Origin of the sequence: Levilactobacillus suantsaii (genome assembly GCF_014069315.1) — a bacterium.
Classification (GTDB): Bacteria; Bacillota; Bacilli; order Lactobacillales; family Lactobacillaceae; genus Levilactobacillus; species Levilactobacillus suantsaii.
This window is the reverse complement of the sequence record NZ_CP059603.1, coordinates 945339-971780: the sequence shown is the minus strand read 5'-3', so window position 1 is coordinate 971780 and position 26442 is coordinate 945339. Positions and strand designations below refer to the sequence as shown.

Genomic DNA, 26442 nt, shown 5'->3' with positions numbered 1-26442 from the left:
ACATAACATATCAGATAGTTGCGTAGTCTGATGTTCATATTATTGCCATCACCATTTAAATAACAACCCCAAAGCTAAGGTAGTTAGCCCAAATACTATGAAAGAAACGATGACCCCTAACAAGATACTAAAGATAAAATTGATACTTTTTTGTGCTAATTTAACTGATAAATAATCTGCAAACATAAAAAAGTCCAACCCAATTAGGCTAAATTCCCAAGATGCACGATCTGCCACAATAAAGGCAATGCCGATTAACAATACAATTATCATAACGTATGGAATCTTTTTCATTGTTGATGACCCATATTGACTAGCCAAAGCTACCGTCCAACGCGAGTTAGATTGCATTTAAATCACGCCCCCCCTTAGTTTGATAGGACCAGCTTTTATATTTCCTAACGTGAAAAATTCTTCCAGCTTTGAAATGAGACACATTAGCAGATGTTGCCGCCGCATAAGCCCCCTACTGGAGCGAATAGTGGCAATATTAATAAAACTGAGCAAAACTAATAATTCTATCTTTTCTCGTCATAAATCCCGCTAAAATAATTGTATAATCATTTCCCTTGAACTATGACATGATTTTAAGTGTACCATTATCTTAGTAATGTGTATACCTTTTAACTATTAAATTCAAATGTTGTTTAGTTAGCAATGGATTCCTTCTATGTGAAGGAATCCTTAGGCTGATGGTAGCCGTCAGACGATTCATCTCCTAAATCTATTAAATCACTACGCATCTTAGCTGAGTTCTTCAGTCACTAAGGGCCTCAAAACGACCGGCCAAATCCTCCATCCGGAGGACTTGACCGGTCGTTTAGTATTTTATTTCAACTCATCACTTACAGGTTTTGCCCCTTTTCCCAAGCGGTCAGTGACAGGTTCAAGCCCTGCTTGACCAGTTGGTCGAAGAGCGCGTGGGTCCGCTTCGAAATCTCCCCGGCGGTCTGCGCGTTACTCTGAGTCAAGAAGGCCGGCATATCGCTAGCGTCCTGGCTCGCTTGATCCGTAGCTTCGACCCGTTGACGGGCGTAGGACTGGCAGGCGTCACGGTAGGCGTTGACAGTCGCCACGTAGTCGTGGAAGTGCGGTTCGATAATTACGGACAACGTCTTTTCTAACCAGTACACGTTGTCGGTGGCCACCGTGGTGGTCGTGTTCTTGTAGTCGACCGGGGTGTCGGTGATGTTGGTGAAGAACGGCACGTAAGGACTGTAGGCAAAGAAGCCCATGGCGACCCACTGGATGGCCGCGTGATCCGCGTCGACGTCGTTTCGAATCTGCAAGATGGATGAGCATTGGTTGCGGTCCATCGCAATCGGCCGGTAGCGACGTCGCTGGTCAACCGTGCCGGACGCGTAGGTGCCAAATGGGTCGTACACGGTCCCGTTGTAGTGCGACGACAAGAAGAACTGCACGTCTTCGATGGCCAGCTTTTTAGCGGGCTTGCGCGTAAACGGCATGTCTTGACTCGTGGGTTCCTGCTCGATTTCAGGGTTGAACAACTTTTGGCCGTACCAAGTCCGTGGCGTGTTGTAGTAGGCGTCGGCTTCACTATGCGTGCCAAAGATCTCCCGGAAATTAAAGTGACCGGGCCGCGGGTTCAAGTGGTGTTGGGCCACAAACTGGGCCAAATCACTGGCCACCAAAAAGTTGGCGTCATCAGTCAAATCGATTTCCTGCATCAACGTCTGGTTGGGCGCAATGGCGTAACAGTCATCCGGCAGACGCATGGCAGCCCAGTGATGGCCCCCAGCCGTTTCTAAGTACCAAATCTCGTTTTGATCATTGAAGGCGATGCTGTTACTTTCGCCGGTCCCGTACTTCTCCAGCAGGGCGCCTAAGCGTTGGGCCCCCTCCTTAGCGGTCTTGATGTACGGTAAAACTAAGGTGACCATGGCCTCTTCATTGATGCCATCGTTCACTAATGGGTCATAGCCCAAGACCCGCGCGTTGGTCGCGGTAGTCTCCGTGGCGCTCATCCCCACGTTGAACGAATTGATGCCGGCCTCTTCGTACTGGCCGTCACTCTGGTCCGCTTGGGGCGTTCCGGTATAGCGAAACGCGTGCGCGGGCAGTGGGACCGTGACCCCCGTGGTGATGGAAGTAAACGTAGCGTTGGATTGGTCCTTCGCTGGATGCACGACAAACTTAATGGGATTGACCGGACCGTAACCATCTTCGTTGCGGGCGACAATCGTGGAACCGTCCATACTGGCGGCTTTACCGACTAAAATCTCGGTACAATCGGAACTCTTAGTAGTCAAAATGTTCCGCCCCCTTTGTTTAATAGTATAGGAGTCCGGGACGGTCCTGACCAGTGAGTTGACGAAAGTTCAACCGTTCATCTCAATTTCATCACAAAAATAATGATTCCAGTAAAGAATTGGTTTGCAATTCTCTACTGGAATCATTATCCTCAATCATTAAATTCAGCCAACGTTACTTAGTTTTCGGCAGCCTGTTGACCAGCTAATCTGCCAAAGGTCTGGGCATGGCTAGCTGCTAGACCAGGAACCCGATCTGGGTAGCTCCCAAAGAAGAAACCACCACTATCGTTTCCAGCTGCGTAGAGATGTTGGATAGGGTCAAACTGGTCGTTAACAACTTCCATTTTCTTGTTAACGCGTAACCCATCAAACGTGCATAAGATTCTGCCACCTAAGATACACCCATAATAAGGTTTCTTATTAATCGGCGTTAACCGAAAGGCTTCTTTTCCAAAGTCCTTATCAATATTATCAACGACAAGTTCATTGTTCCGCTTTACCGATTGCTTAACAGTTTTTACAGGAAGGTGCAACTTTTCTGCTAATTCTTCGATGGAATCAGCCTTAACAACTAGTCCTTTATCTACATACTGTTGTGTATCTTCGCGTAGTTTTTGTGCACTGGCCATATAACCAGGGAAGCCCACTCGAGCGCACCCTAACATGTGGAACTGCTTAGCGTACTCGGAAAAGTTGTCATCCCAAATCATACTGTAAAGGTAGCCGGGTTGCTTGCTGGCAGCATTCACAATAAATTGGTAAGGGATGGATTCGTTCGCAAACCGTTCTCCACGCATATTGAGTTTTAATAGCGGGTGACTAGCTAACCAAAGCCAATCTTTGTAAGTTGCCGTTTGAACATACATATCACCGGTCTTTGTCCCCACGGGAACCAATCCCCGATCAAAGATACATTCAGCAGGTTCCTCATCTTTAATCGCACCAACGTTCAGCGCCGAGGTAATTCCAGCACCATTATTGCGTGGACTGTCATTATAAACATTTTTCTTCAAAGCAACCGGATTCCATTGTTTCAACAAATCTTTGTTGGCTGAATAACCACCCGTGCAAAGAATGACACCTTTAGAAGCATTGATTTGAATGAATTCATCATTCTTTAAATCTTTGACGATAGCACCGGTGACTTGGTCTTCCGTTGTTAATAGTTTAACCAATGCCGTCTTAAATTGAAGTTTAACCGCGCGTTTTATAATCAAGTTAGCCAAATACTTTTAGCTAATTGATAAAATAAAAAACACCAAGACAAATCTCTGTTATCATTGATGTTCCTACACAAACAATGAAAGAGGTTATTGTCTTGATGCAAGAACAGAATACCACAGTCAGAAAAAAAGGTCAGCACCTAACTTCGTTTGAACGAGGCAGAATTGCTACGCTGCACAGCCAAGGCTATTCCAATCGTGCAATTGCCAGAGCGCTTAATGTTTGTCATCAAACAATCAATAATGAATTGTGCCGCGGCGAGATCGACCAAGTAAAAAAAGTGAATGGTCAACGCCAATATTACGCTGTATACTCACCAGAAACAGCACAAGCTAAGTACGAAGCTAATCGAGCCCACTGTCATCGACCTTTGAAACTCGTCGGTGTCGCTGATTTTATCGACTATTTTACGACTCATTTGCGTCAAGATGGTTGGTCGCCTGATGCAGCAGTAGGACGGGCCAAACTTGAAGGCTTATATCAGCCTGAGGAGATGGTCTCGACCAAGACGCTATACCACTATATTGATGCCCAGTTACTTGAAGTCCGCAATCTTGATCTACTCGAAAAAACGCGCCACCGTGCCAAACATCATCACTCGATCAAGCACAAGCGTCTGGCCGGACGGAGTATTGATGAACGGCCTAAAAGTATCGACCAGCGCCAAGAGTTCGGCCATTTCGAATTGGACACCGTGGTGGGCAAGCGCAACGGTCAAGAGAGTGTGATCTTAACGCTGATCGAGCGTCAATCCCGCTGCCAAATTCTACGTTTGATCGATGGTCGTGATGCCGATTCAGTCAACTATGAGCTGGCCAAGATCTGTCAAGAATACGGATCAATCATGAAGTCAGTTACTGCCGATAATGGCGCTGAGTTCTCGGAAGTTGGCGCTGTACTTACCGGTGTCGCTGACCTTTATTATGCCCATCCATATCGTTCCTCTGAGCGTGGGACTAACGAAGCGCATAATCGAATGATCCGCCGCGATGTACCCAAGGGTCTATCCATGGATATTTTGGGTCCTCATGATATCCAAGCAGTTGAGTCAAAGCTAAACAATTTACCGCGCCGGCAAACTGGCTATCAAACACCCAAAGAGCTTTTCTCCGCTGCTTCCGCCGGTTAAGTTAAGTCCATAAAATATGAATATTAATGAAAATACTGATTTAATAGGATTTGTCGTGTGGCTAATTTGTTCTTGCAATTTGGGATTGAAGTTTAACGCCCATATCTTCAACTTTTTCTTGGAACCATTTACCATAAGACGCAAACGTTTTATCATCAGTAGTAGGGTCATTTTCAGTTGGAAAGCCTTCATAAGCTGAGCTTGTAACCATGGCATCTGGTTCAGACCGTAAGTGAGCACCATGGGGCTTCAGAATATTATCTTCAACCCAATTAACAGCCTCGGCACTATGGTTTGCCCAGTGGTAAATCAAGCCTTCATCAACGTTGTGTTGTGCAAATGCCGCTAAGTATTCTACTAAATCATATTTATTAATAGTGAGACCGGCCCGCTTTTGAGCATTTGTTCCAACACCACCAATACCGAGTCGTAGTAAATTAATACTATCTTCCTTTTCAACGACTGTTACTTTTGTCCCCTTTTCGGCAGCGGCCGCAGCAGCCATCATCCCAGCGTTGCCAGCACCAACAACTAGTACTTCTGTATCAATCGTCTTCTGGACATCGCTGTCCTTAAATTGGTAATGATCAACATTTTGCAATTTTAACATTTCAAAGCCTCTATGTCTTTAAAGCATTGGTATCGCTTACATAGTTAAAATTATCACAAATACTAATTCCTGTGAAACGCAAAAATGTGGTCGCTTATAAGCAAAACTGATTACTAAATGGGGGGCTCAAATGAACATTGATCATTTAAAAATTTTTATTAATCTAGCAGAAACTTTGAACTTTTCTTTAACCGCTAAGACGTTGAATCTCTCTCAATCAGCGGTTTCCCAAGCCATTAAGTCCATTGAAAACGAGCTAGGCTTTTCACTGTTCAAACGTACCAAGCGCCAAGTTCGCTTAACAAAGAGTGGCACATTATTTTACCAGCGAGTTTTAACCATTCTAAGTAGTTTCGACAAAGCTGTCTGCGACAGTCGCGATGTTTATCAACGAGAAAAAAGCACCTTGACGATTGGGACTACCGGAACTAGTTTTGAAGCTCATACATTACCGCTCATCATTAAAGATTATCGAAAGCAACATCCAATGATTAAATTCTATCTGGAGTATTTTAGCCATAACCAGTTAAAACAACATTTACTTAACGAAGAATGTGATTTGATTTTTACAACCAAAGATGATTTAGACGACACCCCACAAATTGAATTTTCCCAATTAGCTAGTGGCTATTTTTGCGCACTAGTCCCTAACGAAAATCCACTAAGCCAACAAAAGAAATTAAAGTTTTCGGATTTCAACCACCAGAATCTAATTCTATTAAATGATAATTGGTGCCCGCCGGAACAACTTAAATTCCAGCGTTTATTGCAGACGTATAACACCAATCTCAAAGCCACTCTTGTAGATAATGTTTCAGTTGCGAATACCATGGTTGAAGCTGGTCTCGGTATCACCGTGATGCCCGACTTTATCAGCTTTTCAAGCCATCAGTTCTTTAATACTATTCCCATTGACTACCCTATTCAACTGATCTATGGTGTCGGAATTTTGTCACATCCCACTTCAAAAGCGACAGTTGATTTTACGAAGTGGCTAGCTACTTGCAAGGCTTTTAGTTATTAATAATCAGATATCTACTAAAAAGCTAACCCAAAATCGTCCCATTTACGGAACCTACTTTGAGTTAGCTCTTCTGGTATCTTATTCTGTTAGTTTAGAGTTTGCTAAAGAATCCGAGCAATTCATCTTCAAAATCCGCCGTTTCAAAGAAGCCCAAATTCTGGTCCTGTTCAATTCCAATAATCTTAGCCTTTAACTTCGGATTGTCATTTAAATCGACTCCTGGCAAATATACCTCATAAGCTTGATAGATATCATTTCCATTAGAGCCATGATCTGCCGACCAGCGCCGGAGCTTTAATTCTTTTTGTTCCGTCCGAATCATCTGTCGTACTTCTTGCAACATTAAAGTGTCGAAATGTTTCGTATACTGCCCATTTTTAATTCCATCCAAAACAGCTTCAATTTCAGCCCGATTAGCATCATCTAATGGCGCAATGTGCTTTTCCACGGCCGCATGCTTTTCCGCCGTAATTTCATCCATGTATTAGTTCTACTAATTTATCATAGTCAATGATTTCGTGGTTATACAAGTCAATGGCAATTTTAACATTCGTCAAATCGACCTGCTTGTCCGGTGGCAGCAACTCATTGACATCATTCAACCGGGCCTGGAGGGCGCTAAATTCCGATTCATCGGTAATATTTAACGTAAGCTTACTCCCCGTCGGTTGCCCTTGTTTATCTACCACATCAACCGCAGCACCAAATTGATAGCCTTGTTGGACTAACCGTTGAATCTTTTGATTGACTTCTGCTGCCAGTACCGCAAATTCTTGTTGCGCGTCTTCCGATCGCGGTGTTTGGCTAAAGTCTTCTCCGGCAATGGCCTTTAATCGTTCCAGTTTAGGTTGAAGTGCTTCGACCTGAGTAGCAAACTTAGGTGCCAAAATATCCGCATCCTCCAGATCCTGTTGATCAGTATCTTTTGGTGGCTTGCCAGTATCAGCTGCTGTGTCATTACCATCCTTAGTGTAAATAACTAAAGCTTCCTTAACGTTATCTTTCATGACATCACCTTTACGGAAAAAGCGAACTTTTCCGTGAGGCTTAGCATCCTTATCAATTGTTCGATTGGTCCGTGACATTGCCTGAATTAGGAGCCCTTCTTTAAGAATCTTATCCATATAGATAATGTTCACATATTTCGAATCAAATCCAGTTAACAGTTGATCGGAAACAATGACTAAATCTAATCGTTGCGGGTGGGCCGCCTCTTGTTTGTCCGTGAGCTTTTGGTTGTACGGCTTCTTGTGAGCTAAACGCTTGGTGATATCATTTAGATAATTTTGTTCGGCGTGCTTGTCATCCAAAAAGTTACGTGTTTGAAATCGAGTTGCATAGTCAAGCATGCCCTGTTTTAAGGCCGCTTGTAAATCAGATGATCCCTCACCATTGGTCTCATCACGCGAATAAGTCATCGCTACCCGTAACTGTGGGGCCAATTGTTTAAATAATTGGTAATAAGCCACCACGGCCTGCTTCCCCGACACCGCAAATAATCCGTGAAATTGATTAGGCCGGCGAACTCCCATCCGAATGGGCCCCGAATGATTTTCCGGCCAATGTTTAAGAATATCTTCTACGACCGCTTTCCGGTATGGCAAAGAACTATAGACTTCCTTTTCCAGCTCTTCTTCGGTAAGTTTTGTCTTTTCTGCAGCTTCAATATCCGGGGTATAGTAGCTGACGTCAAACCCCAGGACGTTACCATCCCCGATAGCGTCCTTAATCGTATAACGATGAAGCCGCTGACCAAAAATATCATATGTCGAAATATCGCGGGAAGTCTTAACTTCATTAGCTTCATTGCTATAAAAGTTAGGGGTCCCAGTAAAACCAAACCAAGTCGTTTGTGGAAAGTTCTTTTTAATCCGTTCGATTGCATCTCCACTTGCCGACCGATGAGCTTCGTCCATTAAAATAACGTTGCGTTCTGTTGAGGATAGTCCCCGTTTAACAGCTTTGTCCAGGCCTTGAACCGTAATTAAATAGATATGCGAGGGTGCTGATTTTTGCGCCAATCGTTTCCGTAGCATGTACCCTTTTACAACTTGGATCCGATTTTCAAAAGTTTTGTAGGCATACGACTTAAAGTTCTCATAGGTCTGATTTACTAAGTCGACCCGATCCACAATGAATAGGACATTACGAACCCGGGGCATCGCTGCCAATAATTGTGCAACTTTAAATGCTGTGACAGTTTTCCCAGAACCAGTGGTGTGCCAGATGTATCCCCCCTCCTTCTCAACGAAGTGATTGGCTTCCATGGTTCGCATCCGATCCATAATAGCGCGGGTGGCCTGAATCTGGTAGGACCGCATCACCATCAAATTATCATTAGAGGCATCGGGAATCATATTAACGGTAACCAAGCGGTGTAACGCCGGAATGCCCATTACCTGGTGAATAAACGTCATAGTGTCTGTGACGTCCTTACCGTTGGCATCTCGCCAACCAAAGACAAAATCTTTATTGTACGCCTCGGCGTTCCTTGGCCGAGCAAAATAATGGGCCGAATGTTGCGACAGGATAAATTGAACCTGCACAAACGAGAACAATCCGGTATACATCCCATCACTATCGTACTTTTGCAATTGTTCAAAGGCATTCCATTGATTTTGTAACGATTCATCCTTTTCTTCAATGTGGGCGACTGGTAACCCATTAATTAGTAGCATAATGTCAATTCGCCGTTTTTGACTTAACGTAAAAGGTAAATCGTTAAAGGTTACTTGATTCACCACCTCGTAACGGGACTGCCCACCTGCAACTTCGTCACCATAAAAAATTTCAATCTCTAGTCGAGTCCCATCATCACGAGTCAACGGAAGTGTTCCTACACCACCTGATCCAGCCAGGAGTAACTGAGCATCATAGGGTGTCTTATTTTTATTTAATTCAAGTTTCAAATTCTCAAATTCAGTATCGGATAATGGTACATTATCCAGTTTACGGACATTATTCTGATTTAAAATATGCCGCCAATGTTCATATAAAGCTTGTGTGCTTACGCCGGACAAATCATCACGATAAGTCCAACCCTCCGTTTTGAGCTTCGCAATCACGGCATCTTCAAATTTATTTTCTGCCATCCTCTTTGACTCCTTTCACGCCGTTATGCTATGTATCTGGAGAATAACTCCCCAGGTAAGCTTCTAAATAAACATTTTTTGTAATAACGCTTGCTTCATCTTTTTTAGAGCTTCGACTTTTCGTTGATTGGAAGCGATAAGGTTGTCAAGTCGCTGAAAAAGAATACCAACATTTCGTTGTTCATTTATATTCGGAAGCAAAATTTTTATCTTCTCAATATCACGGGCATTATATGAAGGTAACGCTCCGATTTGAACAAGTGAAGCCAAGTTTATTGTCTCAAATAATGCTTTTGTAAAACGAGTATCTAGAACGTTTTTATCCATAGAGTAAGCCATAGTATTATTATCTAAAAGGAATGGTACTCGGCATAACCTTTTTCGATTCAACAAAACGGCAGCTCCTACTTTTGCAAAAAAGATTGCAGGAACATCTTCAATTGGTTTCCATTTCTTTCGAGAAATCTGATTAGTTGTAACATAATTATTTGCACTGATCATTTCCTGTTCATTACCTGGAGTAGTCATATCTGAAACCTTATAAAAAGGTATTCCTTCTTTTCCGCCCTGTTCGGAAGCTGGGAAACCAATTCCTGAACGTACTTTCCCAAGTTCTCCAAGCTTACGCTGTTCCCAAGCGTCCGTATAACCTTTAAAGCGAATTTCTGGTTCTGTTGGTAGCTGTTTCCGAACATTACTCATAATCTAAGACTTCCTTTAAGTCATCTAAAATTTGCTGATCCTTAGGATTAGTCACGACTAAATCAGCCATCATATCTTTTAGGTTGGCTTTCAGCTGCGTCTCCTCAACAGATATTGCTTTCACATCAGCCACTAATTTTGCGGTATCCACGGGAGGTTCTTCCTCAAACGTATCCACGTAACGTGGAATGTTTAAGTTATAATCATTTTCCTGAATTTCAGCCAGGGACGCCACATGCGCATATTTCTCAACGTCCGTCCGGTTCAAATAGGTTTGGACAATTTTATCAATATCGACCTGCCGTAATTGGTTACTGTTCTTCTGTTTTTCGAAGCCCTTAGACGCATCAATAAAGAGGACGTCGTCTGCCTTTCGGTTCTTTTCTAATACTATGATGACCGTTGGAATGCCAGTATTGGTGAAAATTTTCTCCGGTAAACCAATAACTGTTACAATATTGTGGTTTTTAAGTAGCTCCTGACGAATTCGTGCCTCAGCAGCTCCGCGGAACAATACCCCATGTGGTAACACAATAGCCATCCAACCGTTTGATTTCAAATGATATAAACTATGTTGAAAAAAGGCATAATCCGCTTTCGTCTTTGGTGCGATTCCCGCCTTAAACCGTGGATCATCTTCTCGATTAGTATTATCCCAATGTTGAGAATACGGCGGGTTGGCCATCACCGCGTCAAACATGCGTGGGTTATCCTGGCCATCAACCACACCATCTGGCCAATCACCATCTAGTGTATCTGCATTTCGAAAGCTAATATCGTTATAATCGACGCCGTGCATCATGAGGTTCATCCGCGCTAAGTTATACGTGGTGGTATTTAGTTCTTGACCATAGTACTTGATAGCTCCTCGAACACCAGCCTCCTGCATGTAAGATGCCGTCGTCAACAGCAAAGATCCTGAACCTAGTGTTGGATCATAAAGACTATACTCTGCCATATCTTGGCGACCAGCCGTTAAAATCCGGGCCATCACGTCTGACACTTGATGTGGCGTATAAAATTCTCCTGCTTTAGCACCCGAATTGGCCGCAAACATCCCAATTAGATATTCATACAAATCTCCTAAAACATCCGTATTTTCGTCCAATTCAATCTGGTCCATCAAATTAATCCAGTCGATCATTGTTGCTGTTCGTGTTTGTGCGTTGACACCCAAACGCGATGAGGATAGATCCATATCCGCAAAAATACCGGCAAAATCATCCTTAGCGTCCGGGCTAATGCCTTGGTCAAATCGAGTCAAAGCATCCGCAACCATCATAATATTAAACTTATCCTCGTTGATGGCACGCTGCCAATCGGTAAACATGTCACCTGGTTGAATCACATATCCTAAGTTACGTTGCATAAATTCAGCGGCTTTCTCAGAATTTTGATTCCAAACGTTAGCCCAGGTCTCTCCCTTTAAAACGCCATCAAGCCATCGTTGAGCCTTTTCTGACAAAAACTTATAAAACATTACACCAAATATGTAGTTTTGATATTGAGAGGGCGAAATCTTTCCCCGCGTGTCATTTAACGTTTTCCAAATCAACGCTTCTTTTTCAGCTGTTAGTGCCATAATCTTTCCCCTATTCATATTCAATTTTGATTCATATCACTATTTTAACCATAATTATACCGTTTTCCCTAATTCTTTGACAAACCAGTTCAATTTTCAATCCAAAACAAAAAACGACCGCCCACCAATCTCACGGTGGTCCGGTCGTCATGCGTATTTAGCTGGTCTTAAGAGCCCCAGACATGCCCCATGACCCGTTGGCCATCGGCATGTTGGTACACCGTAATCTGTTCATTCTTAGTCACATTGCGGAATAAGAACACGTCTTTTTCGGCGGAAGTGGCAAATAGTTGCCACTTGCTGGCATCGCGACCACGACGCGTCAGTTCCTGTGCGGTCCAGGTTTTAATATCTTCGGTACTAATAGGGGGTCTTCCTTTCACGTGATTGCCGGTCATGACCGACAAAGATTTAATCATCAGGCCAATCAATTGTTTACAATTTATTAACTCACTAATAATTTGTAAGCCAAACGATTGTACCCATATCATACGCCCTTTAACGTTAAATACAACTTAAAGCTATCGCCGCGAATCGTGGAACCGCGACCATTTTAAGTCTGGGGGCGGCGCTACCCCTAGCCTTGAGCCAGTGCCCCCCATTTCACTGGTCCCGCCTTAAATTTTATCCAAATAACCAAAAAAGGGCAGTCCGGACACTCACGTCCGGACCCCCTTTTTCTGGACTCATTGAACCGTGACGACGGGCGTTAACTTAGTCCGTCGAGACGCGTTTTTCTTTAGCTTGCACCAGCCGTTCCCAACGGTGCCGTAAGGCTTTGGCAATTTCAGTCACCACGAGGACCACAATCCCCGCGATAATCGGAATCCCCCAGCCGTAGGTAAAGTTGGCGCTGGTGGTGTGGAAGACGCCTTGCATGGCGGGCCAGTAAATAATCATGGCTTGTAACGCCAGCAGGATCCCCACGATAATGAAACTCATTTTATTTCTAAACAGGTACTTTGATAACACCGGATGGTCGTTTTGCAGGTTGAACAGGTAGAAAATCTTCCCGAAAATAATCACGTTCAGCGTCATGGTACTGCCGACCACGGCCGACAAGCCCTGGTTGGTCAACATGTCGTAGAAGAACATCCCCAACCCGGAAATCAGCAGCGAGACGTAAACGACTTCGAACACGTCGTACTTCCCGAGGATGCCCTTGGTGACGTCCCGCGGCCCCCGCTTCATGATGCCACTTTCGGCGGGTTCGAAGATAAACGCGAACTGGATAGTCAACGCCGAGACCATGTTGATCTACAACAGTTGCGTCGGGAACAATGGTAAGGTTTGGTCCATCAAGATACTCAAGACCACGATCAACCCTTCGGCAAAACTCGTCGGCAGTAAGAAACGAATGGTCTTGCGGATATTATCGAAGACGTGGCGGCCTTCGCGGACCGCGCCCAGTAACGAGGTAAAGTCGTCATCGGCTAAGACCATGTCGGCGGAGTCCTTGGCGACGTCGGTCCCCCGAATCCCCATGGCGACCCCAATATTGGCTTGCTTCAAGGCCGGGGCATCGTTGACCCCGTCACCGGTCATTGACACGATGTGCCCGCGCTTCTGTTGGGCCCGCACGATCCGAAGCTTATCCGCCGGCGTGGTCCGCGCAAAGACGGTGTATTGGTCAATGGTCTTGACCAACTCATCATCACTCAACTGGTTCAGTTCAGGGCCGGTAATGGCCTTGGCCCGTTCCGCCAAGTTCAACTGTTCGGCGATTGCCGCGGCCGTTTCCGGGTCGTCCCCGGTAATCATCTTGACCTTGATGCCGGCGTAACGCAGTTGGCGCACGTCGTCGGCGACACCAGGACGCGGCGGGTCGATGATTCCAGTCATCCCGGTCAAGTGTAAGTCCTGGCCGACTACCAGTTGGTCGATATCGTCAACGTCAGCGGCCACCGGCTGGTACCCTAAGGCCACCACCCGCTTACCTTGGCGCGTCAATTGCGACAAACGCTTCTGCCAAGCGGCGGTATCGACGGTCTGACCCTGCTCTTGCATCAAGCGAATCAGCGTTTGCGGGGCCCCCTTGACCAGTAACCACCGTTTGCCCTTGTGGTCCACCAACCGCGCGGAGTACCGCACGGCCGAGTCAAAGGGTTGCGAGTCGATTTCGTGGGGGGCCGGGTCTTGCTGGGTCAGCTTGTGGTACAGCGAGGTTAGCGCCCCGTCGGTCGGTTCCCCAGTCAGAACCCACTGGCCGTCTTCCTCGTGGAATTCGGCGTCGGAAGTCTGCCCGGCGATTTGGACCAACCATTCGAGGTCGCTGTCCTCTTGCCAAGCAACGGCCTGACCGGACTGGTCTTCCAGTTCACCGGCCGCGTCGTAGCCGACCCCGGTCACCGTGTAAGTGGCGTTAGGGGTCAAGACGTCGGTCACAGTCATTTCGTTTTTGGTCAGCGTCCCGGTCTTATCGGTGTTGATGATGTCGACGGCCCCTAAAGTCTCGACGGCCGGTAAGGTCTTCACGATGACGTTTTGCTTGGTCATCTGCTGGGTCCCCATGGCCAGGACCACCGAGGTACTAGCCGGCAAGCCTTCGGGCATCGAGCCCACGACCATGGTGATGACGGCGATCAGTAACGTTGGCAGGCTGTAGACGTGGGTGATCATCCCCAAAATAAACAGCAGAACCGCCACAATCAAGATGGCGACCGACAGCCCCAAGCCTAAGCGGTTTAAGTTCTGCATCAATGGCGTGGTCTGGGCCTTCACCTTGGCGACGTGTTGCTGGATGGTCCCAATCTCGGTCTGCGTCCCAGTGACCGTGACGATGCCCCGGCCCGACCCGTTGGTGACAGCCGTCGACGCAAACGCTTGGTTGCGCCGTTCCGCCAGTGGCAGGTCGGCCGCGGCAATCGGGTCCTCTTCCTTTAAGACGGAATCGGTCTCCCCGGTCAGCGCGGATTCTTGAATCTTCAAATTATCCGCATCAATCAACCGCAAGTCAGCGGGAACGGTATCCCCGGCTTCCAGTTGGACGATATCCCCGACCACGACTTCGCGAGACGGTAACGTCAGTTTCTGTCCGTCACGGATGACCACGGCTTCCGAGACCAGTAACGCCTTGATTCTCGCCAGCGCGTTATCCGCGGAACGTTCCTGGAAAAAGCCAATAAAGGCGTTAGCGACAATCACTAACCCAATAACGATCGAGTCGGAGTAATGGTGCATCAGAAAAGTCATGATGGCCGCCGCGGCCAGGATATAAATGATACTGTTGTTGAACTGCTTTAAGAACCGCAAGAGATTGGATTGCGGTTTCGCCGTCAACTCGTTGGGCCCATTTTCGGCCAGCCGCTTCTTAGCAACGGCGGGGCTCAACCCAGTGGCGGTATCGGTGTGATAGTCCGCCTGCAGTTGCGCCGTGCTCCGTTGCCAAAGCGGCTGCTCCGGTCCAGGGTCGGTAGTTTCAGAGATTGGGGTACTACTTACTTTCGGCTGTTCTGCCATAGATTAAAATCATCCTTTCAAAGCTCGATTAAATTAACGATCTGGTACGCGAAAAGTCTCGTAACCGTGGTACAAGACGGCCACCCCCTTAGCTAGTTTTGGTAAATCTATTCTATCAGGTTTATTTACCCGTTGCACGATTTCACCCCAAAAGTCTTAAAAGCTTCACATTATTGACGGTCGTATCCGCTAAATGAACTGAAACAGGACGAGCACGTCTCATGCGACGGCCCGTCCTGTAACTCGCTTATTCGGTTATGCTGAGGCGTTTGGCGTTAACCTTAGCCCTGCGTGCCATTGTGGGTATGGTTCGTGGCCGTATCCGCCATGGCATTTAAGGTCGCCATGTCCGCCGCGTCGATGGAGAAGTCCAACTGCGCGTTAGCTTCGATGTGGGCTTGATGGGTCGCCTTTGGTAGCGGTAAGATACCGTTTTCCAGGCAGAACCGTAAAGCCAGTTGCGCCGGCGAAACGTGGTACTTGTTGGCCATCTCCTGGATGTCGGTATTGTTCAACATGTCCCCGGTGGCTAATGGCGAGTACGCTTCGACCAACATATTGTGGTCCTGGGCAAACTTCGTGATCTTGGGTTCCGTGTAGCCCACGTAGTATTGAATCTGGTCAACCATCGGCAGTACCTTCGCGTTACTGATGATGTTTTGTAAGTCGTGGACGTTAAAGTTTGAGACTCCGATGGCCTTGGCCTTGCCACTGGCATAGATTTTTTCCATGGCCCGCCAAACCTCGAGGTTCTGCGCGTCACAATCCTTACCAATGTCGTTCCATGGCCACGGGGCGTGGATCAAGTACAAATCCACATAACCCAAGTCCAGGTTGTCCAGCGTGGTCTGAAAGTCGGCCAGCGCGCCGTCGTAGGTCTTGGTCTCGGCCGGCAACTTGGTGGTCACAAACACGTCTTCACGTTTGAGACCGGAATCGCGAATCGCCTTGCCCACGCTGGATTCATTGGCGTAAGCCTTGGCGGTATCGATGTGCCGGTAACCGGTCTTTAACGCGTTTGCGACCGCGTCATAGGCCGTTTGCCCACCGGGAATTTGCCAGGTGCCGAAACCGACTTGGGGAATGGACGTCCCGTTTGCTAACTTGAATGTATCCGTTAAAACTGCCATAAATTAGCCTCCATTTCGTGTCATTAAAATCAGTATACCCCCTAAAGCCTACTTGAAGGCAACTAATTTGGAAACGAATTCAGCAAAAAATTTATGACGGTCAACCCTAAAATTGGTTATTTGTCAAATTGTAATATTACAAATCGTCCAGAACGCCCAAATCAGGCCGTTTCTTTGTTATGATGAATCTGTCGTAAAGATTGCTTAACAAACAGACGACAAACTAAAGCTTTTTTGATAATTGCCCGGCGGGTACCCGGAAACTACCCGATGGATCACCGATTATCAATCCCATACCATAACCCCATTGAATCAGACTAAATCCCAGTTTGATTCAATGGGGTTAGTTGTCGTCCCTAGTTTTCCCGTTTTTGCGGTCGCTGTGGTGGCGTGGTCAATGTGAGAGCCAACCGTTGCAGCGTCGCGGCTAATTGCCGCTGGTCGGCAGCTGTATACCCAGCGGCTGTTAACCGTTGTTTCACAATGTTTTCCTGCGTCATTTTCAAGCGGACCCAGACCCGTTGCCCGTGTTCGCTTAAGTCCAATCGCCGAATCCGCCGGTCCGACCGGTCCGTTTCGACCACCCACCCCGCTTTCACTAACCGGTCGACCTGCCGACTGACCGACGAATGGTGTCGGCCCACCTGTTCCGCCAACTCCCCGACACTGATGCCGGGGTACTGGGCAATCCGGATCATCACCGGCAACGCCGCCGGCTCCAGATTGTCCCCCGTTGTTTGCAACAATTGGCGTTCGGCTTTGGGCTGCTGAACGACCAATAAAATCTCTAAGAGTGCCTCAAAAATTTCATTATCCATAATTGTGATTATAGCAGAGACGTGCTACGATGTGACCAACATCACAATTAATTTTGATTTGGAGGGATTATCGAAATGAGTGTTTCTAAAATTGCGATTATCATTGGCTCGACCCGACCTAGTCGAATCAGCCCTAGTATTGCCCAGTGGTTGCAGACCAATCTGCAAACGGCCGACTTGGCGGTCGACCTCATTGACCTGGCCAAGGTCGACCTACCGTTACTCGACGAAGCGGCGATGCCAAGCGATGGTAACTATACGCTGCCGCATACTAAGAAGTGGCACGATCTCATTACCGGTTACCAGGGCTACGTCCTCCTCTTCCCCCAATATAATTGGGGCTACCCCGCACCACTCAAAAACGCATTGGATTGCCTGTATAGTGAATGGCGTCATAATCCGGTCAGCATGGTCAGCTACGGCGGTCACGGCGGCTTTCAAGCGGCCTTAGCCTTATCCCTGGTCCTCCGCGGGTTAAAGATGCGCTGGTTGACCAACAACCTTGAAATCACCCTCAAGCCTGACGAACTAGACGACAACGGCCAGTTCAAAGATGCCGAACAGGCCCTGGCCCCTTATAAATTCGATGTGCGCCAACTCAGCGCGGAATTCACCCACTTATTGCATTGATTGTGCCCTCAAGTGGGTTGGCCGCTTAATCAGTTAGCCCTGTGGCCGTTGCAGAGTAACCCGAAAACGGTATAATTAAGTCGTTAAATCGTTTAAGAAAGGTTCGCGGCGTCTATGGATAATCAAGCCCCTTTGCAACATAATCACTATCCCGCTACCGAGTCCGAATATGAGGCCGAACTCACCGAAACGGAAGCCGAATTTTCCGACCAAATGGAAGCGGTTGAAGAAAAAGTCCACAAAGAGATTCAACGGTACATTCTCTGGGGATCCCTTGGTGTGGTGGTCAACATCGGTGTCTTCTACCTCTTCAATAATATCTTTGGCGTGGAGTACCAGCTGTCTAACCTGATTGCCTGGGTCTGCAGTGTGCAGGCCTCGTTCTGGATCGATAAGAAACTGGTCTTCAAGCACCGTTCCGCCCACCCGTTTCGCGACATGGGCAAGTTTTACGGCACCCGGAGCTTCACCTATGTGCTGGAAGCTCTGATTCTTTACGTCGTCATCTCGCTGTTGAGCTTCCATTCCACCATCACCAAGGTCATCGGTCACGGGCTAGCCATCGTTGGCAACTACTTCTTCTCCAAGTGGTTCATTTTCAAGGCAAATTACAAGTTTAATCCGAACAAGCCCGGAATCTTTCAATGGCAGTCTGTTGATGATGTATTTTTAATGGTCGTTGATTAATTAGTTCAAGTGCTGCTAGGATCTCATCAGTCGTTACTTGGCTAAAATTGGTCTTTTTCGGGAAGAACCAGCGTAACCGTCTATTAAAATATTCATTGGAACCTCGCTCCCATGGTGAATATGGATGGCAAAAATAAACTTTGATCTGATAATCCTGTTCTAAGGCCTGATAATTGGCAAACTCTTTACCATGATCAACAGTAATGGATTTTACTTGGGGACCGAAGGCCCCCATAAACTTGCCAAAGGCGGTGTTTAGAGCCTTAGCCGTTCTATTAGGGGCTTTGATGGCCCATAGAAGTCGGGTCTTACGTTCTACGAATGTAACCAGACATGATCGTGACTCACTTCGACTAGAAAGCACCGTATCTACTTCCCAATGACCAAAAGCTAACCGTTGATTAACAGTTGTTGGCCGTTGTTCGATGGAAGTCCCACTTGTAAATTTCCCACGATTTTCGCTCACTCGGTGCTGGCGGACATTCCGATTGGGTAGATCAGTCAATTTGAAGGGGAGCCAGCCACGATTAAGCCAATTATAAATTGACGCAGTGCTCAAGTTATAAGCGGCCGCAATGATTTCTGGTGACCAGGTTAATCGTAAGTGATTGGTAATTAAAGTCGCTAATGCTGCCGTCAGCATCGAACGACGACCGCAATTCCGCCTTTTGCGATCTGCATCTTGCTGAGCTAATTCTGGATCATAAGGTTTAACCCGGTCCAACTCATAGCTAATCGTAGCTTTGGCGACGCCTAAGGCGTCAGCCATTACTTGGTAAGATTTATTCCCCTCATTGACCAGTTGTGCTAGTGCGCCACGTTGAAAACGTGATAAAGTAGATGTACCCAAAGTAATCACTCCCTATATTGGTTGGAATTAGCTACTACCATTGTAAGTGATTGCTTGGGGCTTTTTAATTTCTGTTCGGATTAATTATAGAATTTGCCTCAATAAAAAGACTAATCAAACAACCGATTAACCAGGGCGATAACCATAAAAGGACCGTCAGTGGAAGTCGGATCAAAAAAGCTGTGCCATCTTCGTGATGGCACAGTTTTTTTAGTTGCTATTCAGCTTTTCTAAGTAGTTCCTTTTGTTGCGGGGATAGTTTCAACCGATTGAACCAGTTGATCCGTTTTACCGCATCTGCATCTAGGCATTTAGTCATTTCCTCGGCTAAGACCACAATCAGAACACTAAAATTCCCGTTAGGCATTTCTCGTGTAACCGTTAATTGGCGCGAAATGTTGTGAACATAATAATGCCGATACACGTATTTACCAATCTGCCAAACCTGGTGATTATCCAAACTAAGCAAAAAAGTCACGATTGGGTTTTCAGCCCCATCCTGCTTAACACATTCTTCACAATAGTCTTGTATGTAGGACACTAATAGGTTAACTCTGCCGGAATTAACATTCGAGTTGACCACATCCACCACATCAAAGCCCTCAACGATGCGTTGAAAAGCGTCCTGTTCCGACGCTATTCGGCCTGTTCTAATATCATCCACAACGGCTGAATAACCTTTATGCTCAACCATACTACTGATGATGAGGGGAGACAGGCCTTTATGCTGTTTGCTGAGTTCAATACCCTGTTTACCCCACCATTCTTCCTTAACTAAATTAATGATGCTAGCCATAATCAAACAAACCGTAGCAGCTTCTAAAACCGAGACTAAAATCCGATGCGTCGATGATAAGAAGATTGCCGCCAACCCGGTCACAATAACCGCTAAAGTTATCGTAAACTTCTGCGAAAAACTATTCGTAATGTATTCAACGATAAAACTATGAAACTGATTGTAAAGACCTTCCTTAAATTCATACCGTTTTCCCGACATAAAACCCCTCTAATCTACGAGACTAATCCAATTCCCTCTAAATTCTAACACTCACTCAACTCAAAAATATCCGTCATTAACAATCAAGTTTATCTTGACCATCAATCACAGATATTAGTGAACCGCTTTTTCGCGGCTGATAATTCTTTTAAGTTAAGCTTGGTTCAACCGCTGCTTCAAGGCCATCATGGTCTCAAAATCATCTGTGAAGATGCCGGCCACCTGGTCTTCGAACAACTGGGTCGCCTGTTCAACGCTATCGACCGTCCAGATACGTTCGACCACCGGGATATCGTCCTGGTAGTGGCTCAGATGCAGCCCCGCCAAACCTTCCTTTTTCACGAAGGCCGGGGCGTTTTTGACCCGCTTATCCGTTAGCCAACAGTAAATCTCATTGGGCGCCAATTGTTGGCACCGCTTGAGCGTCGGCAGATGAAACGACGAGTAAATGACCGGGTAGACCAGCGATGTGGCGTGGACCATCCCCAAAACAATCCGTTCGATCTGCGGGTACTGAATCTTATCGGTCTTAAACTCCAGGTTCAGATGAACTGGCTGGTCGGCCACCACCTGTAAAAAGGCGGCCAAAGTCGGCACCGTTTCGCCGTTGGCCAGGTGAAACGCTTGAAGTTCCGCCAACGTGTAATCGCGCAGGTAGCCCTTGCCATCCGTAGTCCGGTTGATCTTTTCGTCGTGCATGATGACCGGCACGTCATCGCGGGTCAAATGCACGTCAAATTCCAGGCCCTCGATCTGGTGGGCCACCGCGTAGCGAAACCCCGCCAGCGAGTTCTCCGGGAATTTTGCCGGATATCCCCGATGGCCAAATACCATGGTTGTTGCTGTCATTATTCTCTTCCTCCTCGAGCGGGGCCCCAAGCGCTTCGCTCGAGGGTCATCCCCGTTCGTTAGTTTACCGTGAGCGCCCCCCTCTTGGTCGGCTTAGCAGTCCCAGACGTCTTGGGCGATTTGCCGCACCAGCTTCAACTTGGCCCACTGCTGGTCTTCGGTCAAGTGGTTCCCCTCTTCGGTGGACGCGAAGCCACACTGAGTGGACAAGCCCAGGTTTTCAAGCGGCACGCTTTCAGCTGCCTGCTGGATTTTAGCCTTGATTTCATCCGGGTCCTCCAGGTCGGGGAACTTCGACGTAATCAGACCCAAAATGAGGCGCTTATGGGTATCGTGGTTCCAGATTCGCGCTAACGGACTGAAATCGCCATCCCGGGAACTATCATACTCCAAAAATAAGCCGTCATAATGTAATTGTCCCAGATAATCGGCCACGACATCGTAACCGCCCGAGAATAAGTACGTTGACTGGAAATTACCGCGGCAAATGTGCGTGGTCACGGTTAAGTCCGTCGGCAAGCCATTTAAGACTTGGTTGATGACCCGAACGGCGTCTTCGGCCAGCCCCACGTACTTAGCGTGAGCCGTGGCATCGTCCGCCGTCGCGTTCAACTGGCTGATGAGAAAGGCCCAGGTGGTGTCATCGAGTTGTAGATAGCGGCAACCCAGCTCGTAGAAGTGTTCAATCGTTTGATGGTAGGCTTTTGCCAGATCATCTAAGTAGGCGTCCCAGGTCTCATAGAATTGGGACCAATTGTCACTGCGGTTATCCCGGAACAACATGCTGGGTGACGGGATAGTCTGCTTGACCACGACGCCGGCTGGCGCCATCGCTTGCAAAGCACTAAAGGTCTTGAAAAACGGGTGGTCGGGGTTAAAGGCAATCTTACCCACCAAATCCGCGTTGTCCGTCCGGGTCTTTTCGCCGTGGAACTTATAACTTTGGTGATAATCATAGTGCCCCACGCCGGTCAGGCCCCACAGAAAATCAAGGTGCCACCAGCTTCGGTTGAACTCGCCGTCGGTTACGGCCTTGAACCCCAAGTCGGCCTGTGCGGTCACGACCCGTTGCGTTTCGTCGTGTTGAATGGCCGCCAATTCGTCGGCGGGAATCTTACCGGCCGCGAACTTACCGCGGGCGTCCTTTAACGTATCCGGGCGCAGTAAGCTCCCGACCACGTCGTAACGGTATGGGTACACGAGACTGGTAGTACTAGCTGTTGTCGTCATAAAATCATCCTCCTATCAAGTTGCTTTCTCAGTCGTCAATCGGTCCCGGGACGCAAAAAACGCGGTCCTCCCCAGAACTAAGCACTTAGTTCTAGGGACGATCGCGTCGTTGTACCACCCTAATTCACCTGCCGCTCACACGTCAGGCCTCAACGGTACTGCTCAAGCAATACCCGGAAAGTTAACGGTTCCTACCGATTGGGCAGCGTTGACCGCCCGCTAGCTATTGGGAGTTCATCTTCATGGCGGCGGGACCGACCCGCTTGCACCTACCGGGTTCTCTGTGACGGTTCGCCGACCATTACTCTTCTCCTAGCCGATTTATGACAAAGACATGAGAAATTAATTGCAATCTTAGACGCAATTTTAATGCTTGTCAAGCGCAAGTTGCCCGCCAGTGACTGGCTTTGTCCCCATTAGACTTAAGTCCCAAGCGCTTCTTGACCCCCTTCATAAAAAGTGCTGTAATCAAGTTAAGCGGCCCGTGCAGGTGCCGACCCGCAGAACCGCCAAACTAAACGAGGTGGACAAAACATGGATGAAGTCGTGCAAACACTACAGAATATCGTCAAATTAAATACCGTCAACGGTGCCGAAAAACAGGTCACTGACTATCTCAGTCACTTATTGGCCCAGCATGGCATCGCCAGTCATACGGTGGCTTACGCTGCTGACCGGACCAGTCTGGTTGCGGAAATCGGTAGCGACCAGGGTCCCGTGGTCGGCTTCGACGGCCACGCCGATGTGGTTGCCTTGGGAGACCAAGACAAATGGACCGTGGATCCCTTGTCCGCCACCATCCAAGGCCAGCACATGATTGGCCGGGGCACGTCAGACATGAAGTCCGGGCTGATGGCCGGGGTCTGGGCCATGATTCATTTGAAAGACAGCGGCGTCCCGTTACGCGGAACTTTACGGTTACTGGTCACTGTGGGCGAAGAATATGGCCAGTACGGTGCCCAACAACTGGCCAAGGCTGGTTACGTCGATGACATGACCAGCCTCATCGTGGGCGAACCTAGTGGGGCCGACAAGCAGCTCTTACAACGGCCCGAACTCCAACAGATGTTAGGCACCGACGCCGCGAACGCCCAAAAGTTAGCGGCTGCGAACCATACTAGTGAACAACACTTTATCGAGCTGGCCCACAAGGGGTCATTCACCTTCACGGTCCACTCCCGCGGGGTCGCGGCCCACAGTTCGATGCCTGAAATCGGCAAAAATGCGATTACGGCCCTCCTGAATTTCTATCAGCGGGAACAAGACTACTTCTACAGTATCAAGGACTATCGCAACCCGGTCTTGGGTGCCGTGACGCCCGTTGTGACCCTGATCAAGGGCGGCGAACAGATCAACACGGTCCCCGCCAGCGCCGAACTGTCCGTCAAGATTCGGACCATTCCGGAACTGCCGAACGCTAAACTAAAACAGGACTTACAACAGATCATCACCGACTTGAACCACGAAGGCGCCCAGCTCAGCATGGACATTTTAAGTGACTTACGGCCGATGCACACCGCGGCCGATGCGCCGCTGATTGCTGCGACTACCGATATCGGCCAGGCCGTCTTGGAACAGCATCTGCCCAAAATTGGGGTGCCCGGGGGAACCGATGCGTCATCGTTCTTGGCCGCCAATCCAGACCTAGACGTCGTGGTCTTCGGTCCTGGCAACATCACCGCCCACCAGGTCAACGAATACGTCGACCTTGACATGTACCAGCGCTATATCAAGATTTATGAACGGATGATCACTCGGTTATTATCCTAACTAATCATTTAAACTTAACTCCCAAAACAGGTTTCTCCTAGTCCAGGAGAAACCTGTTTTTAGGTGACCATCTTTTTTGGACACACCAAACGCGCGGCCGAACGAGGGAGTCGCTTGCCAGCGGACGGGACCTGTCTCCAGGTGACCCGTCATGGCTTCAGCGACGACGATCGTTCGTCACGCGCGTTGGTTAGTCAGCTTGCACTTTCTCAAAAGACAACCTCTTTCTGCCCCGCTAGTTAGCTGGGTGCGTTGGTTAGCGTCCAGGTGATCGTACCGTGATAAGTCCCCGCTGCGGTCCCCGAACCGACGTTAAGCAAGAGTCCGGTGTCGCCGGTCCAAGTCCCGGAAACATCGGTCAGCCCATCATCCACACTATCGTCAGTCGTGTGGATCATGACTTGCGTTGGCTGGCTATTCAACTGTTGGGTGCCGTACCGGCCCACGTAGACCGGTACGCCATCCATCGGTTGGTCATCATCATCAACAAACGGCGTAGTTTGGGCATCCAAGACCCATGACTGCCCCGTACCGCGAGTATCCTGGACGGTCAGGTTCCAGTCGCTGCTCCGTTGAACCAACTCCGGGCTCCCGGTCAGCGAACTATCCGCAAAACTACTGTGGGCCGCCACGTTAACGAACTGCAAGGTGCCGACCACCGTAATGGTCACGGTAATGGTCTTTGACGTATCACCATTTGCCGTTTGCGCCGTTAGATCAACCGTATTGGTCCCCATCTGCAACTGGTCAGCGGCGATATCCAGACTGAAGCTCCCGTCACTGTTGACCGGCGTGTCCGGTAAGGCCGCTCCGTTCAAGGACGTGGCCAGCGTGGTGGTCGGCTTAGTGGCCGCCGCCGTGTTGACCGTGACGTTGCCGGTAATCGTGGTGTCTTCCTTGTCGTGGAGGGTCACGTCATTAGGCGAGGTTAAGGCTAAGTCCAGCGTGACGCTCGGGTTGATGGCAAACGACGGGGTATCCGCCGTGGCGACCAAAGCGTTAGACGAGAAGGTACTGGCCTGCGGAAGATTGTACTGGGTCTCCGTGACGTTATCGGCCGTTCCCAAGAGTTTCAACTTGGCCGTCGAGTTATCACTATCTAGTGATTGCCCCAACTCAGCATCCAACTTGGCATCGCTGATTTTGTCCGGCGAAAGGTCCTCCGTGTCCCCGTTTTCGTACGTGATCTCCCCCGACGTGTAGTTGATATAGTTCGGTAGTTTCAACCGGCCATCAATACTCGACCAGCTTTGCCGGCCACCGTTGTAGGTCAGATTGTAGTCCAGTTCGACTTGGTCGTTGCCTATGATTTGACTATCCGTGGTAATCGGCTTGTTGTGGGTCAGATCCGTCATGCTGGCATCCGCCGTCCCGTCAACCAGGCCCGGCGTGTTGTCCATGACGATCAGGTTGTTTTCGTAGTCCTCACCGGTGGTCCCAGTGAAGCCCCAGCGCGCATACCCCGTGTTGTCCGGGTCGATCTTGGACAGGTCAATCGGGACCGTTTCGCTTTGACCCGTTTCTTCAATGCCCGTCGTGGGGTTGCGGTCATCAAAGGTATAGGTCATGGTCTTTGCGCTGGCATCCCACTTCAAAGTCATGTGGTGCCACAAGCCGTTCGACAGGAAGTTGGTCTGGGTACTATCCGAGATGACGCCTAAGTGGTTCATTTCGTAGTAGTACTTCGCCTTACTCAACAACCCCGCATCGTACGTCATCTTTTTGTAGGTGTCGCCACTGCCCGGGTAGTTGGACGCGATGTGGACAGCCGGGTACCCCACGTCAAAGGCGTTGGCGTTGCCCGGGGCCCCGGAACCCGTGGTCCCGTTGAAGTGGGTGTCGAATTCCAACGCCCAACTATTTTGGATCGCGGTTTTTGCAAAACTGCTGACGTAGTCTTGTGACGCGTTGGTATCAACGCCCCACACGCCTAACGTTTCGCCGACGACCTTGCTACCAAACGTGGGTGTCGCAGCAATCCCGTTCGGGTCATTTTGCAACACGAACGCCATGCCGTCACCGGCGTTACTGCCCTGGTCACCGAAGTAGAACCAAAAGCCAATCGTCTGGTCGTGGGACAGATCCATCAAGTTGTCGTCGGTCGACCAGGCGGCCCCAAATTGATAGGGTGCCGTGTTGACCACGACGGCCTGCGTCCCAACCGAATTTGGGTTGGTCACGTCGACCACGGACGCCGTATCCAGCGGTGCCGTGCCGATGGCGATGATTGAGTTGGCCTTGTTAAGCGAGATACCTTGTGGCGCCGTGGACAGCGCTTCGTCGTAGTCGCTATCGGCGTGGGCCTGAAGCCCCCCGGCCAGGCCCAGGGTCAAGGCCGCTAACCCCAAATATAACCACCGTTTCAACATTTCCAATCCCTCCTTAC

At 48.4% G+C, this 26442-nt stretch carries 19 protein-coding genes and 2 pseudogenes; 5 read left to right on the top strand and 16 right to left on the bottom strand.

The annotated features are described in order from the left end of the window. Window positions 1-48: 48 nt before the first annotated feature. The 3 genes from H3M12_RS04485 to H3M12_RS04475 all read right to left on the bottom strand — a co-directional run bounded on the left by H3M12_RS04485 (window position 49) and on the right by H3M12_RS04475 (window position 3499). Complete coding sequence (locus H3M12_RS04485; protein WP_129032768.1) at window positions 49-351, bottom strand: hypothetical protein; 303 nt, start codon at window positions 349-351, stop codon at window positions 49-51. A gap of 494 nt (window positions 352-845) precedes the next feature. After that, window positions 846-2270, bottom strand: a complete 1425-nt coding sequence (locus H3M12_RS04480; RefSeq protein ID WP_182150973.1) for a C69 family dipeptidase — start codon at window positions 2268-2270, stop codon at window positions 846-848. Between the two features lie 179 nt (window positions 2271-2449). Then, complete coding sequence (locus tag H3M12_RS04475; protein WP_182150972.1) at window positions 2450-3499, bottom strand: FAD-binding protein; 1050 nt, start codon at window positions 3497-3499, stop codon at window positions 2450-2452. A 95-nt stretch (window positions 3500-3594) separates the two neighbouring features. Here H3M12_RS04475 and H3M12_RS04470 point away from each other — a divergent pair, with 95 nt between their 5' ends. Continuing rightward, window positions 3595-4626: an IS30 family transposase gene (locus H3M12_RS04470; protein WP_004270929.1), complete on the top strand. Its 1032-nt coding sequence runs from the start codon at window positions 3595-3597 to the stop codon at window positions 4624-4626. A gap of 61 nt (window positions 4627-4687) precedes the next feature. Here the strand turns inward: H3M12_RS04470 and H3M12_RS04465 are convergent, their stop codons facing one another. Beyond that, complete coding sequence (locus H3M12_RS04465; RefSeq protein WP_182150971.1) at window positions 4688-5236, bottom strand: FAD-binding protein; 549 nt, start codon at window positions 5234-5236, stop codon at window positions 4688-4690. Between the two features lie 130 nt (window positions 5237-5366). Between H3M12_RS04465 and H3M12_RS04460 the strand changes: the two genes are divergently transcribed. Continuing rightward, a complete protein-coding gene (locus H3M12_RS04460; RefSeq protein WP_129032765.1) occupies window positions 5367-6260 on the top strand; it encodes a LysR family transcriptional regulator in 894 nt (297 codons plus the stop codon). Window positions 6261-6351: 91 nt separating this feature from the next. Here H3M12_RS04460 and H3M12_RS04455 read toward each other — a convergent pair. The 7 genes and pseudogenes from H3M12_RS04455 to H3M12_RS04425 all read right to left on the bottom strand — a co-directional run bounded on the left by H3M12_RS04455 (window position 6352) and on the right by H3M12_RS04425 (window position 17043). Next, window positions 6352-9352, bottom strand: a pseudogene (locus H3M12_RS04455) (type I restriction endonuclease subunit R). A gap of 63 nt (window positions 9353-9415) precedes the next feature. Beyond that, window positions 9416-10054 carry a restriction endonuclease subunit S gene (locus H3M12_RS04450; RefSeq protein WP_129032764.1) on the bottom strand — a complete coding sequence of 213 codons (639 nt, stop codon included), beginning with the start codon at window positions 10052-10054 and terminating at the stop codon, window positions 9416-9418. Then, window positions 10047-11636 carry a type I restriction-modification system subunit M gene (locus tag H3M12_RS04445; protein ID WP_129032763.1) on the bottom strand — a complete coding sequence of 530 codons (1590 nt, stop codon included), beginning with the start codon at window positions 11634-11636 and terminating at the stop codon, window positions 10047-10049. Before H3M12_RS04445 ends, H3M12_RS04450 begins: the two co-directional genes overlap by 8 nt. A gap of 167 nt (window positions 11637-11803) precedes the next feature. Beyond that, window positions 11804-12019, bottom strand: coding sequence for a hypothetical protein (locus H3M12_RS04440; protein WP_129032762.1), 216 nt, complete (start codon window positions 12017-12019; stop codon window positions 11804-11806). 331 nt (window positions 12020-12350) lie between these two features. Further along, a pseudogene (locus H3M12_RS04435) lies at window positions 12351-15095 on the bottom strand (HAD-IC family P-type ATPase). A gap of 281 nt (window positions 15096-15376) precedes the next feature. Beyond that, window positions 15377-16225, bottom strand: coding sequence for an aldo/keto reductase (locus tag H3M12_RS04430; RefSeq protein ID WP_129032761.1), 849 nt, complete (start codon window positions 16223-16225; stop codon window positions 15377-15379). A gap of 356 nt (window positions 16226-16581) precedes the next feature. Next, window positions 16582-17043 carry a MarR family winged helix-turn-helix transcriptional regulator gene (locus tag H3M12_RS04425; RefSeq protein WP_182150970.1) on the bottom strand — a complete coding sequence of 154 codons (462 nt, stop codon included), beginning with the start codon at window positions 17041-17043 and terminating at the stop codon, window positions 16582-16584. Between the two features lie 75 nt (window positions 17044-17118). Between H3M12_RS04425 and H3M12_RS04420 the strand changes: the two genes are divergently transcribed. After that, window positions 17119-17673, top strand: a complete 555-nt coding sequence (locus H3M12_RS04420) for an NADPH-dependent FMN reductase (protein WP_182150969.1) — start codon at window positions 17119-17121, stop codon at window positions 17671-17673. A gap of 114 nt (window positions 17674-17787) precedes the next feature. Then, window positions 17788-18360 carry a GtrA family protein gene (locus H3M12_RS04415; RefSeq protein ID WP_129032758.1) on the top strand — a complete coding sequence of 191 codons (573 nt, stop codon included), beginning with the start codon at window positions 17788-17790 and terminating at the stop codon, window positions 18358-18360. On the opposite strand, the gene H3M12_RS04410 is transcribed toward H3M12_RS04415, so the two are convergent. The 4 genes from H3M12_RS04410 to H3M12_RS04395 all read right to left on the bottom strand — a co-directional run bounded on the left by H3M12_RS04410 (window position 18290) and on the right by H3M12_RS04395 (window position 22286). Then, window positions 18290-19210, bottom strand: coding sequence for an IS30-like element ISLsa1 family transposase (locus tag H3M12_RS04410; RefSeq protein WP_182150673.1), 921 nt, complete (start codon window positions 19208-19210; stop codon window positions 18290-18292). The two genes, H3M12_RS04415 and H3M12_RS04410, sit on opposite strands and share 71 nt — an antisense overlap. Before the next feature lie 217 nt (window positions 19211-19427). After that, window positions 19428-20207: a hypothetical protein gene (locus H3M12_RS04405; protein WP_129033322.1), complete on the bottom strand. Its 780-nt coding sequence runs from the start codon at window positions 20205-20207 to the stop codon at window positions 19428-19430. A gap of 153 nt (window positions 20208-20360) precedes the next feature. Continuing rightward, window positions 20361-21056: a glycerophosphodiester phosphodiesterase gene (locus tag H3M12_RS04400; RefSeq protein ID WP_129033321.1), complete on the bottom strand. Its 696-nt coding sequence runs from the start codon at window positions 21054-21056 to the stop codon at window positions 20361-20363. 93 nt (window positions 21057-21149) lie between these two features. Then, window positions 21150-22286, bottom strand: a complete 1137-nt coding sequence (locus H3M12_RS04395; RefSeq protein WP_129033320.1) for a vitamin B12 independent methionine synthase — start codon at window positions 22284-22286, stop codon at window positions 21150-21152. A 534-nt stretch (window positions 22287-22820) separates the two neighbouring features. Here H3M12_RS04395 and H3M12_RS04390 point away from each other — a divergent pair. Then, window positions 22821-24056, top strand: a complete 1236-nt coding sequence (locus H3M12_RS04390; protein WP_129033319.1) for an ArgE/DapE family deacylase — start codon at window positions 22821-22823, stop codon at window positions 24054-24056. 239 nt (window positions 24057-24295) lie between these two features. On the opposite strand, the gene H3M12_RS04385 is transcribed toward H3M12_RS04390, so the two are convergent. Then, window positions 24296-26425 (bottom strand): lectin-like domain-containing protein, encoded by a 2130-nt coding sequence (locus H3M12_RS04385; protein ID WP_129033318.1) that lies wholly within the window; start codon window positions 26423-26425, stop codon window positions 24296-24298. Window positions 26426-26442 lie beyond the last annotated feature (17 nt).